The sequence below is a fragment of the Nocardioides cavernaquae genome, assembly GCF_003600895.1.
GTDB lineage: Bacteria > Actinomycetota > Actinomycetes > Propionibacteriales > Nocardioidaceae > Nocardioides > Nocardioides cavernaquae.
Window position 1 is genome coordinate 715654 of the sequence record NZ_QYRP01000002.1, and the last position, 14032, is coordinate 729685.

The following is a 14032-nucleotide window of genomic DNA, read 5'->3' on the forward strand; positions in this document are numbered from 1 at the left end:
CGGTGGCTGAGCTGAGCATCGACACCACGCCCATCCCGGGACTGCTCGTCGTCCACCTGCCGGTGCACGGTGACGCCCGTGGCTGGTTCAAGGAGAACTGGCAGCGCGCGAAGATGACCGCGCTCGGGCTCCCGGACTTCGGCCCCGTGCAGAACAACATGTCCTTCAACGCCGCTCGCGGCGCGACGCGCGGCATCCACACGGAGCCGTGGGACAAGTTCGTCTCCGTGGCGGCCGGCCGCGTCTTCGCGGCGTGGGTAGACATGCGCGTGGGTGACACCTTCGGCAACACCTTCTCCGTCGAGATCGACGAGTCCGTGGCCGTCTTCGTGCCGCGCGGCGTCGGCAACTCCTACCAGGCGCTGGCTGACGGCACCGTCTACTCCTACCTGGTCAACGACCACTGGAGCCCGGGCCCGACCTATCCGGCGCTCAACCTGGCCGACGAGACCGCCGCCATCCCGTGGCCGATCCCGTTGGACTCCGACGAGGTCGAGATCTCGGACAAGGACAAGGCCAACCCGCGCCTCGCGGACGTCACCCCGATGGAGCCCAAGAAGACCCTGATCATCGGCGCCAAGGGCCAGCTGGGCCGCGCCCTGCAGGCGGACTTCCCCGGCGCTGACCTGGTCGACCTCGACGAGCTCGACGTGTCGTCCGCGGCTGCTGTGGACGCGTGGCCCTGGCACGACTACCAGCTCGTCCTCAACGCCGCGGCATACACCGCGGTCGACGTGGCCGAGACCCCCGACGGCCGGAAGATCTGCTGGGCGGCCAACGCCGTCGCGCCGGCGCACCTGGCCCGCGTCGCCACCGAGCACCGGCTCACGCTCGTGCACGTCTCGAGCGACTACGTCTTCGACGGCACCGCCGAGCTGCACGCCGAGGACGAGGCGTTCTCGCCGCTGGGTGTCTACGGCCAGGCCAAGGCCGCCGGCGACATCGCGGTCGCGACCACGCCGAAGCACTACATCCTGCGCACCTCGTGGGTGATCGGCGACGGCAACAACTTCGTGAAGACGATGGCCCGCCTCGCCGACAACGGGGTCTCCCCCAGCGTCGTCGACGACCAGTTCGGCCGGCTCACCTTCACCAGCGAGCTCTCCCGCGCGACTCGCCACCTGGTCGACTCGGGCGCTCCCTTCGGCACCTACAACGTCACCAACTCGGGTGACGCGCAGTCGTGGGCCGAGATCGCGCGCGACGTCTTCGAACTCCGCGGCCGGGCCCGTGAGGATGTCGCGAGCACCAGCACTGCGGCGTACTCAGCGGAGATCGAGTTCTTCTCGCCGCGCCCGACCCACAGCGCGCTCTCGCTCGAGAAGATCGAGGCCACCGGCTTCCTGCCGCTCAACGCGCAGACCGTGCTGAAGGAGTACGTCGCGACGCTGCCGTCTGCCTGACCCAACACCCCCGCGTGTAACGCGCAGTTCGGGCGACTACCGCCGTCCTCGGAGGGGGCAGAAGTCGCGCGAACTGCGCGTTACACGGGGAGCAGGGTTGCCTCAGCGCACCTTGGCCGTCGCGGCGGTGGTCTTGACCACCGTCGTGTAGCCGGCGCGGATGTAGGTGATCGTCAGCGTGATCCGGCGGCCGCGGTCCCCGCGCACGAGCTTGTACGACGATGCGGTGGCCCGCGAGATCGCGGCACCGTTGCGCTTCCACTGGTACCTGACCGTGGTCGCGGCGGGTGACATCGTCGGCGGGCCGTACTTCAGGATCTTGCCGACTGCGGCGGTCCCGACGATCCGGGGCGCGGTGCTGAAGGTGAAGGTGCCCGCGGCGACGGTGGTGGCGGCGGAGACTCCCGATGCCGTGCCGTAGCTCGCCTTGGTCGCGGTCACCCGCACGGAGAGCTTCTTCGCCGCGAGGGAGGCCGGGATGGCGTAGGTCTTCGCCGTGGCACCGCTGATCGCGACGCCGCCCGACAGCCACTGGTAGGCCAGCGCAGCATCGGCCTGGGACACCGTCGCGTTGGCGGTGACGGTCTTGCCGACCTTCACCGTGCCCGAAACCGTGACCGACACCGTCATCGCGCCGGGCTCAACGGCAGCGGTCGGCGCGGAGGCGACCGTCTCGGTGACGTGACCGGGCTTGCTGGCCGTCACCTTGACCGTGATCGGCTCACCGAGGTCGGCGGACGTCACCGCATAGGAAGCCGCGGTGGCGCCGTCGATCGGCGTCGTGCCGCGGAACCACTGCCGGGTGAAGCTCAGCCCGGTCTCGGTCCAGGTGCCGGTGTCGGAGGTCAGCGAGGACCCGACGGCTGCGCTTCCGGAGATGGCCGGGGCGACCGTGTTGTGCAGCGGCGCCGGAGCAACGGCGGCGGTCTCTTCCGAGATCGCCACCCCTGAGGTCCAGCCGGTGCGCGCTGCGGTCGCCTCGACGGTGATCTTCTTGCCCACCTCCGCCGCGGTCAGCGTGTACGTCGAGGCGGTGGCGCCGGAGATCGCGACACCGTCGGCCAGCCAGCGGCGGGTGACGGTGACGGTCGCGGGCGACCAGGTCCCGTCGGTGACGCTCAGCGTCGAGCCGACGACGGCGTCTCCGGTGATGACGGGGGCCGCGGAGTTCGCGACCGTGCCGGCAGCGACCGCAGCAGTCGCCGCGGACGTCGCGGAGGCCGAGGACCAGCCGGTCTTCGATGCCTCCACCGTCACGGTGATGACCTCGCCGAGCAGCTCCTCACCGAGGACCAGCGTCGCCGCCGTCTCGCCCGGGAGGACGGAGCCGCCCGCCCGCCACTGGAAGGCAGTGGCGACCGAGGAAGGCTCCCACGTGCCGGCGGTGGCGGTCAGTGTGCCACCGACCGTCGCAGCTCCCGAGATGGTCGGGACCGCGGTGTTGGCGATCGGAGCACCCGTCACAGGAGCGGTCGGCTCCGAGGAGGCGACCCCGTCGGTGTGGTCGGGTGCCGATGCGGTGACCCGGGCGGACAGGGCCTTGCCCTGCTCGCCTGCCGTGACGACGTACGCCGCGTCGGTGGCGCCGGCGATCGGCACACCGTCAGCCAGCCACTGGAAGGCGGTGGTGACCGAGGCGGGATCCCACGTGCCGGCGGTGGCGGTCAGCGTGGAGCCCACCACGGGCGAACCCGTGACCACGGGGACGGCGGTGTTGGCGACGGCAACCGGCGTCGGGTCGACGACAGCACCGAGGACCAGCGGCCCGTCGAGTGCGACGTTGCCCGTGCGGGTGGCGTCGATCGGCTGCGCGTCTGCAGCGTCCGCCGAGAGCGTCTTGTCGCCGTCGTACCAGCCCGTCTGGCCCACGCCAGCGCCCGCTCCGACGTGGCGTCCGCCGCAGCCGCGGAGAAGTACGCCGAGCGGAGCCTCGCCCGCACGCCGGAGACCTACCAGGCGCGCCTCGCCCTTGCCGTCGCGAAGGTGACCGAGGGTGACCTCCCTCAGGCTGTCGACATCCTCGATCGCCTGATCGAGGACTACCCGCTCCGCCCCGACGCCTGGGTCCAGCGCGGCATCGCCCGCTTCGGCCAGCGTGACGCTGCGGGTGCCCGGGCGGACCTCGAGCACGCGATCGAGCTCGCCCCCGACGACCGCACCGCCAAGCGCGTCCTGAAGCGGATCAACGAGCGCCTCGCCGGCCAGTAGGCCAACCGGCGTCACGGTCGGCGGAAGTCCTCCACGCCCATGGTGCCGCTCTCCAGCGACTCCCTGTCCGCCGCGCGATCCACGAGCGCCCGGTACGCCGCAGCGCTGACCGCCTCGTCGTAGTCGGCCGCCAGCTGCACCAGGGTCTCGTCGGACACCCACGGGTTCTCGGCGACGACCCTGCGGAACAGGCGGCCGATCGAGTACGCCCACACCGCCAGCACACCCGGACGCTCGCAGCTGGCCAGTGCCCGCACGAGCTCGTCCCGGGGAAGCGCAGCCAGGAACGCAGCGACCACGTCATCGCTTGCCTCGGCATCGTTGAGCACAGCGGCCCGCTGGCTCACCTCGAGGTCATCGTCAAGGAACTGCCGCATCGCCGCCAGCGCTCCAGCCAGCTGCGGCTGCTCCCAGGACGTCATGCCTCGACGCTAGGAGACTCGCGTTACAACCAACCGCCTCAGGGGCGTAGGTCACACCAGCGGTCCAGACCAGGCGCCAGACAGGCTGCCTCGCGCTGAACAGGAACCACGAGTCCGCTCGCCTCGGGCGGCTCGTCGTGAGTCTCGCCAGCTCCACCCACACAGCAGACGGCCCCTGGCCCGTGGACGCCGAGCTCAAGGTAACGCTCGTCGCATGGGCACATAGCCTGACTCCCACCACCAACGCTGTCGCTCCGCTCGACGCGGTCGTCCAGTCGCCACCACCGTGCAAGCCTCACGGCTGTCTCCTGCTGAAGTTGTCGCCCCAGCGCACGTCCCGAACTGCACACAACGGCGTCGTCGGTCATCGGATTCCAACCATCGTCGCGCATATCTGGGCGCAGCCATCAGTCACGTGGAACAGGTCACCCGAGAGGACCAGTCCAGTGATGCGCGCCGTGGGGCACTCCCCCCTCCCACCAGCCTCAAGCGTCCTCCCATCAGCCGGTCCAGGCCAGCCGGCAGACAGAAGCAATGCGTTGGACGCTCCAACACCAAGGTTGCGGAACTATGCACGGCATCATTTAGTGCGATTCGCCACGTTCATCCGGAACCGGGGCCGGGGCTTCTGGAGATCAATAGACTGCGCGAATGGAGAAGCGGGGGGGCCCGACGGCGGTCGAGCACTTGGCCGGCGAGGCCAGCCCTGACCGCGGTGAGTGCCGATGAGCACGAGTCTTGGTGCAGGTGTCGCCTGCGAACTTTGCTCTGGCCCGGGCGGGCGACTCGTTTGGTCCGATGAGGACTGGCGAGTCGTCCGAGTCGCAGACTCAGAATTCCCGGCGTTCTATCGAGTGATCGCGCTCGAGCATGTTCAGGAGTTCTCCATGCTCAGCGGGCCACAACGCCGCCGGTGCATGGACCTTGTGTGCGCGGTGGAGTCCACTCTCCTCCATGTCCTGACCCCGAGATCGATCAATCTCGCCGCTCTCGGCAACGTGGTTCCACACCTGCATTGGCACGTCGTCGCGCGTTTCGAATGGGACAGCCACTTTCCCAACCCAATCTGGGGCCCCGAGAAGCGGCGCGTGAGACCGTCTCCAGCAGAACATCTGTCGGTTGACCTTGCCGAACTCGACGCGGCTGTTACCACCTCACTGAGTCAATGCGCGGCGCTCTGATGGGCTCATCACGATTGCTCAAGGTCCTCAACACGCTGGTTCTACGCGGGCTGGGATCGGGCATCGCGGTGCTCTTGACCCTGCTCGCGAGTCGATACATGACAGTGACGCAAGCAGCGGCCTTTCTCCTGCTCTTCAACGTCACCACCGTCGGCGCAGTGTGCTTCCGGTGGGGACTGGATGACGTCATCGTTCGCCGAATCGCGTCTTCGTCAGACCCTGCGGCCCGCGAAAGCACCGCAGGGCGTCTGATGCTGTTGGCGCACCGTCGCGTCGCAATCTTTGGGCTGGCGGCAGCGGCCATCGCGGTCATCGCAGGCGCGGCCGGCCTGGACTCTGGGCTACGACCTGCGGAGCTGGCAGTCGCTTTGGTCGTTGCCCTCACCGTCGCCCTCACCGCATGCGCTGGTCGGATCACTCAGGGCAAGGGCCAGACGAACGAGGCAACAGTGATCCTCAACGTCCTGGCTCCCGGCTTGTGCCTCGCGGGTTTGATCGCATTCGTGGGCTTCGGCGAATCGCCAACGTCGGGCGACCTGATGGCTGTCTATGGCGGCGTTTCGCTGGCTGCCTACGCGATCTTCGTGTGGCTTCGAGCCGGTGCCCGCCCGCGCCGCCTCGACACGAGCGAGGGGCGCGCTGCCGACACCGCAGACCGCGCGGCTGCCAATCGCCTCGGCGGCGTGGTCCTCGCGCAGCAGGCGCTGAACTGGGGAGCATTGCTCGTGGTCCCCCTGGCGTATGGAGAACGCACCTTTACCAGTTTCATGGTCACCTACAAGGTCGCGATGCTGGTCAGCCTCGTCATGCTGGCGATCAACTTCACCTTCGCCTCGCGCATCGCCGAGATGCACGCGAATCAGAACCGGCATGAGCTCCGAACGCTCACGCGGGCGATGACTTTGTCAGTGGGCGGAGCCAGCATCTTGGCAGCGATCCCGATTCTGCTCTTCAAGGACACCATCTACTCGCTGGGTCACGTGCCGGAGAGGCTCGACGTCGTTCTCGGGATTCTCCTCGTTAGCCAAGCGCTGTTCGCGATGGCAGCGGTCTACGCGCTCGTACTCAGCATGTGCCACCAGGAAGCATTCCTCCTCTACACGCAGGGCGGCATCGCAGCACTCGGCCTCGCGGTCTTCGTCGTGGTCAGCGTCGTTGCGCCCATCGAAGTAGCCGCACTAGCCCTTGCGGGCAACTACGCAGTGCTCACGATCGCCTTGCAGCGTCGGGTTGGAAGGCTTCTGAAGTGAACAGGCCAGCCAGATCAGCGGAGCCGAATGTCCGCCATTCAACCGGAGGTCGCCGACAATGAACGACGCAAAGAACGCAGACCGGGGCGAACTGCCGCTGCTGAGCGGACTTCGCGGAGTGGCCGCAGGTATCGTCCTGGTCTCCCACGCGGCCATCATTGGCTTCCTGCCATCGCTGCTTGGGCATGGCTTTGGCCAGGTGGGCGTCATGATCTTCTTCGTCCTCAGCGGCTTCCTGATGGGCCATCTTTATCTGCCGCGCGAAATCTCCAGACAGGCGATCGGAACGTACCTCCGTGCGCGAATCGGCCGCGTGGTTCCGTTGTACGTGGCCGTGATCGCCATCTCGGTGGTGCTGACCACCTGGGTCGACTCCGATTTCCGGTATGCGATCGACGTCAGTTCGATCGACACCCTTGCCCCTGCGCTCCTGTTTGTCAGCGCGCCCTACGAGTTGTGGACGATCCCCGTCGAGATGCAGTTCTATCTGGCGTTCATCCCGGCGTGGTGGCTCTTCCGGAAGTACGGGGTGCTCGGGGTCCTTGTCGTCGCGGCGGCCATCTCCGTCCCAGCTGCGTTCTACTTCGTCTTTCTACATGAGAAGTACTCGATCCTCCCGACCTACGGTTTCGCCTTCTTCATCGGCACAACCATCGCCGCGGTCCTTCCGCGCCTGAAGACGGCTCTCGAAGGGCGGGTCCCCGCTGCGACCGGCGCGCTCGTGTTCGGTGCCGTGTTCATCAATTCACCCGGCCTCCGCGAGGCGCTGGGCCTGTCCCTCGCACCGGGGCAGTACTACATCGCCGTTTGGCTCGACCCGATCACCTGGGCGTTGGTCTGCGGCCTGTTCGTCTGCTGCCTGCTCAACCAACGTTCGCTGCACTTCCTCGACGGACGCGCGTTCAAGTTCCTCGGAGACATCTCCTACGGCCTGTATCTCCTGCACTACCCAATCCTCGAACTGTTCTCACGGCACTTCGGCGAATCGCCGCTCTCCTTGATTGCCGGAGTCACAACAACAGTCGGCACCGCGTGGCTGTCGCACCGGTACTTCGAGATCCCGGTGATGCGCAAGATCCGCGCACACCGCTCCCACCCTGTGTTGAACCAGTCCCAGGCCCCTCAGAGTTAGCCGTCGAGCCGGTCGACGGAGGGCCGCGCCGATGGTTGCCCTTCTGCGGAGAGTTCGTACTAAGCGTGGTGCGCGGGCCAGATGCTGCAGAGGAGCGGCCGGCCTACTGGCGAGGGAGCTGGTTCGTGCCCGCCTCATGGTCGGCATTGGCCTCGCGCATCAACAAGAACGCCATCACGATGACCAATAGGACGCCGTTCGAGTAGTACTCCCCCATGCGAAGAAGAACCACCAAGAACGTGGCCAGGTAGGCAACTGCGATGGGTGCATTAGGACCTTGGCGTACGGCACGCACAAGGCATCGTCCAGTCCACCCAACGATGGCAAGGCCTATCACCCCCAACTCAGCCGTGATCCTGAGTAGGAGCGAAGTCGCCGAACCACGACCGGGCAGCGCGCGATAGTCCGGAACCTCGTAGAGATAGAGGAACCGGTCGAACACCACGCTGTACATTCCGAATCCAGCGCCGACCCCGAAGTTCTCTTGAAAGGCTCGGATCGTCATTGAGGCGTTGACCACGAGTGCATAGCTGCTGATGTTTCGGCCATTCATCGAGGTGATGTGACCACCGCCGAGCATCGCGATCGTGTCTTGCAGCCTGAGCTGGAAGAAGTCCTGTCGGAACATCCATTCCATTCCAATGACCAACAGAGGAGCGGTCACCACAAGGATCCAGGCGCGCGATGCTCTAAAGTTGAGCAGAGTCGAGATCACGATCGCCAGCGCGATGCCTAGGTATCCGAGCGACGAGGTCGAGAAGATCACGGCCGTGATCGTGAGGACTGCTCCTGGACTCACTGCGATATTCCAAACAAGCTCGGCTGAATAGTAAGCCGCCGCGGGGAGCAAGGCACAGGCATAGAACGCTGGCTCGACACTTAGCCCCGCGATGCCCAAGTACCACCCGTTCTCCTTGGCTCCGGTAGCCAAGAACCCGAAGATGTCGACGTGGCCGGCGACATAGATCGCCTGCTGGAGGATCCCGAGCGCGGCGAAGAAGGCCGCGACGCGCAGATACTCACGAAAGAGATTGTTGACCGAACTCCCGCACAGCACATAGATCGACAGGTAATAGGCGAGGAAGAAACACGCGAGAGCCACTTTCGCAACGATCGGCAACATCCGATCCGAGAATCCGGGCCCATAGAAGTCGAGGGTCATCCAGACCGAGGCCATTGAGGCCACCAACAATCCGAAGAAGACTCCGATGAGGCCCTTAGGAAGGCTCGCTGTTCGGTTCGAGACGGCCATCAGGAAGTAGGTCCCGAGCATCACAAGATATGACAGCTGGAGGACTCCACCACCTGTCGCTAGGTTCAATCCCGACACGAAGATCGTCGCAAGCGAGACGCGGATAAGGAACCGGTGCTTCAACGGCTCGTTGGACGTGGCATCCGACGTTGATGTCATCGCCCCCGCCCTCATCGCTGTACGAGGTCGAGTCAGCGGACCGACGGAGGACGCACGCACTGCGTGTCTCATGACGTCACTTCTTCAGCACTCCAGCCAACTCGTCTCCGTTGAAAACCAAAAGCGCTGAGATCGAGTGGCGCTCCATCTTGGCCAGGGCGTCCTCCATGCGCGTTCCGACGGAAACTGCCGCAGGGTTCAGAGTCATCAGATCCGCCGCTGTCCGGTTGAAAACGTCCTCGCTGAACTTCTCGATGGCACGGCGAACGTCGCCGTCCGTGATGACTCCCCAGCCTGACTCGGACCTGACCAACGCTAGTCCCAGCCGCGAGCCGGTGATGGCACTGATGACGTCCATGGTGCCGGCGCTTCCGTCGACAATCGGTAGATCACCGACGACCATCTCGTCCTCGACGCGACTCAACAGGCGCCGCCCCAACGAGCCCCCCGGGTGGAACCGAGCAAAGTTCTCGGGCTGAAAGCCCCGGGTTTCCATGAGCGCAACCGCGAGTGCGTCACCCATCGCCAACGTCGCCGTCGTCGACGCGGTAGGGGCAAGTTGCAGCGGGCACGCCTCTTGGGCGACGCCCACATTGAGGTGGAGATTCGCGGCGCGAGCGAGCGTCGATTGAGGGCTTCCCGTCATGGCAATGAGGACGTTCCCATTGGCGGCAAGGAACGGAAGCAACTTGATCACCTCATCGGTTTCTCCCGAGTTTGAGATCGCAATGAAGGTGTCTGACGGGTCCACCATGCCGAGGTCGCCGTGGTAGGCCTCACCGGGATGCATGAAGAAGCTGGGGGTGCCTGTGCTCGCAAACGTTGCGGCAATCTTTCGGCCGATGATTCCTGACTTGCCCATCCCGCACACAATCGCTCGGCCTTGAGAGCCGATCAACTGACTGACGGCAGCCACGAAGTCCCCATCGACGGTTGCCGCGAGCGCTAGCACCGCTTGCGCCTCAATCTCAAAGACGCGGCGTGCCGCGTCCAGGGCAACCCGGCCTTCCGGACTCTGCGCGGTCATGCTGATACTCCTTCGAGCACCGCGGAAACACGTCGGACGTCCTCGGGAGTATCGACTCCCCCGGGGGGCGCCTCGAACCAGCGCATGACGTGGATCGGGATTCCGATCCATAACGCACGCAACTGTTCGAGCTTCTCCGTTTCCTCCGCGATCGACGGCGCGGCACTAGTCAACGATTGGAGCACGCCGTTGCGATACGCGTAGAGACCGAGATGCCTGAGGTAGCGATCCAGCATCCACTGCGAGGGCTCCCGGTCCCGGTCAAAGGGGATCGGGGACCGCGAGAATGTGATGGCGGTGTCATCACTCCGAACCATGAGCTTGACGACGTTCGGATCATGGACCTCGTCCAGTGTGGCGACGGGGGCCGACACGGTCGCCATCGCAATGCTCTCCGAGACACAGAACAAGGCGAACGCACGAAGCAGGTCAGCCGGGAGGAGCGGTTCGTCTCCCTGGACGTTGATCACCAGATCGTCAGCTCCCCAGCCGCGTGAGCGGGCGACCTCGGCGGCTCGGTCCGTCCCGGACAGACAAGAGGTGCTCGTCATCAGGCCATCGAGGTTGAAGGACCCCAGGACATCCAGAATGCGCTGATCATCGACCGCCACCACAACTTCGGCTTCCGGCAATGCCTCGATCACGCTCTCGGCAACCCGGACAACCATGGGCCGTCCAGCAAGGTCCACGAGGGGCTTTCCGGGAAGGCGGACCGACCCGAACCGGGCAGGAATGACCACTCTCACGCGCGGCTCACTGAACGGCATCAAAGCGGTCCCAATCCTCAATCAGGGGGGCGTACGCCTCCTCGATGGTCAACCCGCCCGCAAGGAGCACACGCTCGGCGGCCTCTCGTCCGGCGCCGCGGCCCCCGGCGGCCGTGAGCACGTAGTCGGCACGTCCCAGGACAAGCGGGTGTGCATCAACTGGAGCAAAGAAGAAGCCCACCTTGCCGGCAAGGGGAAGGTCCACAACATCATCGCCCACGTACGCGATTTCCGCGTCGGATAGGCCTTCCTGGGCCTTGATCTCCTCATATGCCTCGCGCTTCGCAAGGCGGCCCGTGATTGCGATATCGAAACCGAGTTGCTTCACCCGGAAGTCGAGCGCAGGCGACGACTTCCCAGACAGGACACCACTTCGAATCCCGTGCGCCCGAAGGAGAGCAATCGCCAACCCGTCCCTGACGTTGAAACTCTTGAGGACCTCACCGGTGCCATCCACATGGATAGACCCGTCGGTGAGGACGCCGTCGACGTCAAAGATGACAAGGCGAACTGATCCCGCGTAGGGCTGCATCAGCTGATCTCCAGCACAGCGAAACTCTTGACGAGGTCGTCGACTGCCTTGATCTGAGCAAGGAACGGCTTCAGCATCGAGAGCGGGAGTGCGCTCGGGCCATCGCAACGCGCGGAGTCGGGGTCCTCGTGGGCCTCAAGGAAGAGTCCAGCGAGACCAAGTGCCATTCCGGAGCGGGCCAGTTCGAGCACCTGCCGTCGCCGACCACCCGAGGCCGCGCTTCCGGAGTCACGGCGCTGGAGGCTGTGCGTGACATCGAAGATCGCCGGCAGCCCACCGGTCGACTCGATCATCTCCCGGAAGCCCAGCATGTCGACCACGAGGTTGTCGTACCCGAACTGTGAACCGCGCTCGCACAGAATGAGGCTCTCGTTCCCGGCCTCGCGGAACTTGGAAACGATGTGGGACATCTGGGACGGGCTGAGGAACTGGGGTTTCTTGATGTTGACGACCCGACCGGTCTTGGCCATCGCGACGACAAGGTCGGTCTGACGGGCCAGGAAGGCCGGAAGCTGGAGAACATCAGCAACTTCAGCGACCGGGGCTGCCTGCGAGGGCTCGTGGATGTCAGTGATTACGGGGACCCCAAACTCAGCCTTGACCGCAGCAAGGATCTTGAGTCCTTCATCAAGCCCGACGCCTCGGTAGGACGCAACCGAGGAACGGTTCGCCTTGTCGAAAGACGCCTTGAACACGTACGGGATGCCGAGTTCACCGGTCACCTCTACGTAGCGCGCTGCAGCAGAAAGCGTTGAGTCGAGGTCCTCGAGGACGTTCACCCCGCCAAACAGAACGAACGGGGCATCGTTGGCGACAACGATGCCTGCGCCTACTTCGACTGCCTTGGTAGCCATGGACTCTTCTCTTTCCTGATGATGACTTAGCAGTTTTCCCAGACGCGGGAATCTGCGTTGAAGCGCTTCACGATCCGCGCAGGGGCACCGACGATCACGCAATGGTCTGGGAAATCGCCTCGAACGACCGCGTTCGCGCCAACGATGCACCCGCGACCCAGAGTGGTGCCAGCTTGGAGCCGCGCGCCCATGCCCACGAAGCAGTTCTCGCCAATGTCAGTGCGTCGGTGGATGTACTCCTGCTCCAGAACTGGACGATCCACGTCGCGATACTCGTGATCAATGTCAGTGACCATGACGAATCCCGAGATGACCGTGCCTTCACCGATATGGAGATCGCCCATCGCGGTGATGTGGAAACTCTGACCGATAGCGACGTTGTCGTGGATGTAGATCTTCCCGCCATGGTGTGACTCGGCGCGCATCCCAGGGAGGATGCGTACGCGGCGACCGATGAAGAAGTTCCGCGGGTGGAGCAGGAGAAGCGACGGGCCCATGTACGACGGCATTCTGAGCGCACCGAAGAACGGCGAGAGAATGAACGCCCGGACCATCCAATAGCCCTTCTTGAACCTATGCATCGGCCAGTTCCTCTCGCCCAAGGATCGCGGTCTGGATCCGCAGATCCTGGTCAGTGTCGTCATTGAACCAACGAGACAGTTTGAGCAAGCGTTCACGCGCAACGGCAGGGTCGCGCCGATCTTGCTCGACCGCGGCGATCAGGTCCTTCGCTACGAAGTTCAGGCCATCGACCATGAAGGCCTCGGCAAGTCGGCCATCGTCAAGGACATAGACCGGGCAACCGACCAGCAGGAGTTCGATGACTGCACCCGACATGTGCGCGAGGCTGAAACTCGTTCGAGCCAGATAGTCGTCGGGCTGAAGTATCGCGATCTCGGTGCACCGCGGACCGACAAGCTTTCGATAACGGTCAGGGTCACGCGCAGGATGCACTCGTACGACGTAGGTCAGGTCAAGCATGGCGGCCAGATCGTCTGCGGCGGCTAGAAGGTCTGAATTCGACTCCTCGCCATTTTCGCCATTCAGCATCACGCCGAAGACGCCGGGAGGTCCGAAGGAGTCGACGCGCCCGGGGCGGCGACGAAGCCAGCCCACGATACCGAGTCTGGCGGGATCCACTCCTGCTCGCCTGAATTCATCCTGAGTCGCCGCTCCCCAGCAGAGCAGCTGGTCGCTGACGAAGTTCGCATAAGCCTCCGCATCGGGGCTCATGTTGGCCTCGCTGAGGCACCTGTACTGCCCATGCTGCGCGGTCACCGTTCGAACTCCCCCGAGCGCTGCGAGTTGCGCAATCAAATTGTCATAGGGAACTGCGTCGCAGAAGGTCACCGCAACGCGGTGACGCGCCAGGAGACCCTTGAGCCTTTCGGTTTCACTCACGAACTTGGCGATCAGAAGTGCAGCCACCCACCGTGACATCCACCCGCCGGCGAGTCCTCGCGAGGCTCGGCGAGCTCGAGGCAGCTGGGCAAGGGTTCGAACGACCTGACGCAGCGAAAACGCGTTCTGCACTTCGACAAGTCGACTTTCGTCCCCAAGCAGGCCATCGATCCCGTCAACGATGTAGTCGTAGTCCGAGCGCCCCTTGTCGCGGTAGGAGTAGAAGAGCAGCGCGGACGCGTGACCAGGCTCGATCCGAGGCACTCGGCAGGCAAACAGGAGGGCAAAAGCCACCCGCTTGACCAAGGCCCTCCACGAGCGGTCGTACAAGAGAATGGCGATGACGTGGGCATAGTTGACACCGTCGATGACGGCTGTTCGAGCGCGCTTGAACTCCTGAATCCGCTCGAACTGGATCATCGCGTTGCCCGTCATTGCGTTCAT

The 14032-nt window shown here is 64.8% G+C and carries 14 protein-coding genes; 5 read left to right on the forward strand and 9 right to left on the reverse strand.

Annotation, left to right across the window (positions count from 1 at the left end):
* The first annotated feature begins 2 nt into the window (after positions 1–2).
* Complete coding sequence (locus tag D4739_RS03600; RefSeq protein ID WP_120059293.1) at positions 3–1403, forward strand: sugar nucleotide-binding protein; 1401 nt, start codon at positions 3–5, stop codon at positions 1401–1403.
* Between the two features lie 102 nt (positions 1404–1505).
* On the opposite strand, the gene D4739_RS16795 is transcribed toward D4739_RS03600, so the two are convergent.
* Positions 1506–3272: a hypothetical protein gene (locus D4739_RS16795; RefSeq protein ID WP_182920302.1), complete on the reverse strand. Its 1767-nt coding sequence runs from the start codon at positions 3270–3272 to the stop codon at positions 1506–1508.
* Positions 3273–3290: 18 nt separating this feature from the next.
* Here D4739_RS16795 and D4739_RS16800 point away from each other — a divergent pair, with 18 nt between their 5' ends.
* Complete coding sequence (locus D4739_RS16800; protein WP_182920303.1) at positions 3291–3611, forward strand: tetratricopeptide repeat protein; 321 nt, start codon at positions 3291–3293, stop codon at positions 3609–3611.
* A gap of 11 nt (positions 3612–3622) precedes the next feature.
* On the opposite strand, the gene D4739_RS03610 is transcribed toward D4739_RS16800, so the two are convergent.
* Positions 3623–4033 (reverse strand): hypothetical protein, encoded by a 411-nt coding sequence (locus tag D4739_RS03610; protein WP_120059295.1) that lies wholly within the window; start codon positions 4031–4033, stop codon positions 3623–3625.
* Positions 4034–4758: 725 nt separating this feature from the next.
* On the opposite strand from D4739_RS03610, the gene D4739_RS17420 reads away from it, so the two are divergent.
* From D4739_RS17420 to D4739_RS03625, 3 genes are read left to right on the forward strand one after another with little or no spacing between them, the layout of a single operon-like run.
* Positions 4759–5214 carry an HIT family protein gene (locus D4739_RS17420; RefSeq protein ID WP_120059296.1) on the forward strand — a complete coding sequence of 152 codons (456 nt, stop codon included), beginning with the start codon at positions 4759–4761 and terminating at the stop codon, positions 5212–5214.
* On the forward strand, positions 5199–6464 hold the full coding sequence (locus D4739_RS03620) for a lipopolysaccharide biosynthesis protein (RefSeq protein WP_120059297.1): 1266 nt from the start codon (positions 5199–5201) through the stop codon (positions 6462–6464). Before D4739_RS17420 ends, D4739_RS03620 begins: the two co-directional genes overlap by 16 nt.
* A 58-nt stretch (positions 6465–6522) precedes the next feature.
* On the forward strand, positions 6523–7596 hold the full coding sequence (locus tag D4739_RS03625; RefSeq protein ID WP_120059298.1) for an acyltransferase family protein: 1074 nt from the start codon (positions 6523–6525) through the stop codon (positions 7594–7596).
* Between the two features lie 103 nt (positions 7597–7699).
* Here the strand turns inward: D4739_RS03625 and D4739_RS03630 are convergent, their stop codons facing one another.
* The 7 genes from D4739_RS03630 to D4739_RS03660 all read right to left on the reverse strand — a co-directional run bounded on the left by D4739_RS03630 (position 7700) and on the right by D4739_RS03660 (position 14023).
* On the reverse strand, positions 7700–9007 hold the full coding sequence (locus tag D4739_RS03630; protein ID WP_120059299.1) for an O-antigen ligase family protein: 1308 nt from the start codon (positions 9005–9007) through the stop codon (positions 7700–7702).
* 76 nt (positions 9008–9083) lie between these two features.
* Positions 9084–10034 carry a KpsF/GutQ family sugar-phosphate isomerase gene (locus D4739_RS03635; protein WP_120059300.1) on the reverse strand — a complete coding sequence of 317 codons (951 nt, stop codon included), beginning with the start codon at positions 10032–10034 and terminating at the stop codon, positions 9084–9086.
* Positions 10031–10801 (reverse strand): 3-deoxy-manno-octulosonate cytidylyltransferase, encoded by a 771-nt coding sequence (gene kdsB, locus D4739_RS03640; RefSeq protein WP_220699225.1) that lies wholly within the window; start codon positions 10799–10801, stop codon positions 10031–10033. Before kdsB ends, D4739_RS03635 begins: the two co-directional genes overlap by 4 nt.
* The gene (locus D4739_RS03645) at positions 10788–11333 is read right to left on the reverse strand and encodes a KdsC family phosphatase (protein ID WP_120059302.1); all 546 of its coding nucleotides are present in this window, start codon (positions 11331–11333) and stop codon (positions 10788–10790) included. Before D4739_RS03645 ends, kdsB begins: the two co-directional genes overlap by 14 nt.
* Positions 11333–12187 carry a 3-deoxy-8-phosphooctulonate synthase gene (gene kdsA, locus D4739_RS03650; RefSeq protein WP_120059303.1) on the reverse strand — a complete coding sequence of 285 codons (855 nt, stop codon included), beginning with the start codon at positions 12185–12187 and terminating at the stop codon, positions 11333–11335. Before kdsA ends, D4739_RS03645 begins: the two co-directional genes overlap by 1 nt.
* Before the next feature lie 26 nt (positions 12188–12213).
* Complete coding sequence (locus D4739_RS03655; RefSeq protein ID WP_120059304.1) at positions 12214–12768, reverse strand: acyltransferase; 555 nt, start codon at positions 12766–12768, stop codon at positions 12214–12216.
* Positions 12761–14023 carry a hypothetical protein gene (locus D4739_RS03660; RefSeq protein WP_120059305.1) on the reverse strand — a complete coding sequence of 421 codons (1263 nt, stop codon included), beginning with the start codon at positions 14021–14023 and terminating at the stop codon, positions 12761–12763. Before D4739_RS03660 ends, D4739_RS03655 begins: the two co-directional genes overlap by 8 nt.
* Positions 14024–14032: the final 9 nt, after the last annotated feature.

Excerpts from the sequence above, each read along its gene's own strand:
- D4739_RS03620 (WP_120059297.1), top strand. The coding sequence starts at position 5,199 with ATGCGCGGCGCTCTGATGGGCTCATCACGATTGCTCAAGGTCCTCAAC.
- D4739_RS03655 (WP_120059304.1), bottom strand. The coding sequence starts at position 12,768 with ATGCATAGGTTCAAGAAGGGCTATTGGATGGTCCGGGCGTTCATTCTC.
- kdsA (WP_120059303.1), bottom strand. The coding sequence starts at position 12,187 with ATGGCTACCAAGGCAGTCGAAGTAGGCGCAGGCATCGTTGTCGCCAAC.
- D4739_RS03630 (WP_120059299.1), bottom strand. The coding sequence starts at position 9,007 with ATGACATCAACGTCGGATGCCACGTCCAACGAGCCGTTGAAGCACCGG.
- D4739_RS03660 (WP_120059305.1), bottom strand. The coding sequence starts at position 14,023 with ATGACGGGCAACGCGATGATCCAGTTCGAGCGGATTCAGGAGTTCAAG.
- D4739_RS03625 (WP_120059298.1), top strand. The coding sequence starts at position 6,523 with ATGAACGACGCAAAGAACGCAGACCGGGGCGAACTGCCGCTGCTGAGC.
- kdsB (WP_220699225.1), bottom strand. The coding sequence starts at position 10,801 with ATGCCGTTCAGTGAGCCGCGCGTGAGAGTGGTCATTCCTGCCCGGTTC.
- D4739_RS03645 (WP_120059302.1), bottom strand. The coding sequence starts at position 11,333 with ATGCAGCCCTACGCGGGATCAGTTCGCCTTGTCATCTTTGACGTCGAC.
- D4739_RS17420 (WP_120059296.1), top strand. The coding sequence starts at position 4,759 with ATGAGCACGAGTCTTGGTGCAGGTGTCGCCTGCGAACTTTGCTCTGGC.
- D4739_RS03635 (WP_120059300.1), bottom strand. The coding sequence starts at position 10,034 with ATGACCGCGCAGAGTCCGGAAGGCCGGGTTGCCCTGGACGCGGCACGC.
- D4739_RS03610 (WP_120059295.1), bottom strand. The coding sequence starts at position 4,033 with ATGACGTCCTGGGAGCAGCCGCAGCTGGCTGGAGCGCTGGCGGCGATG.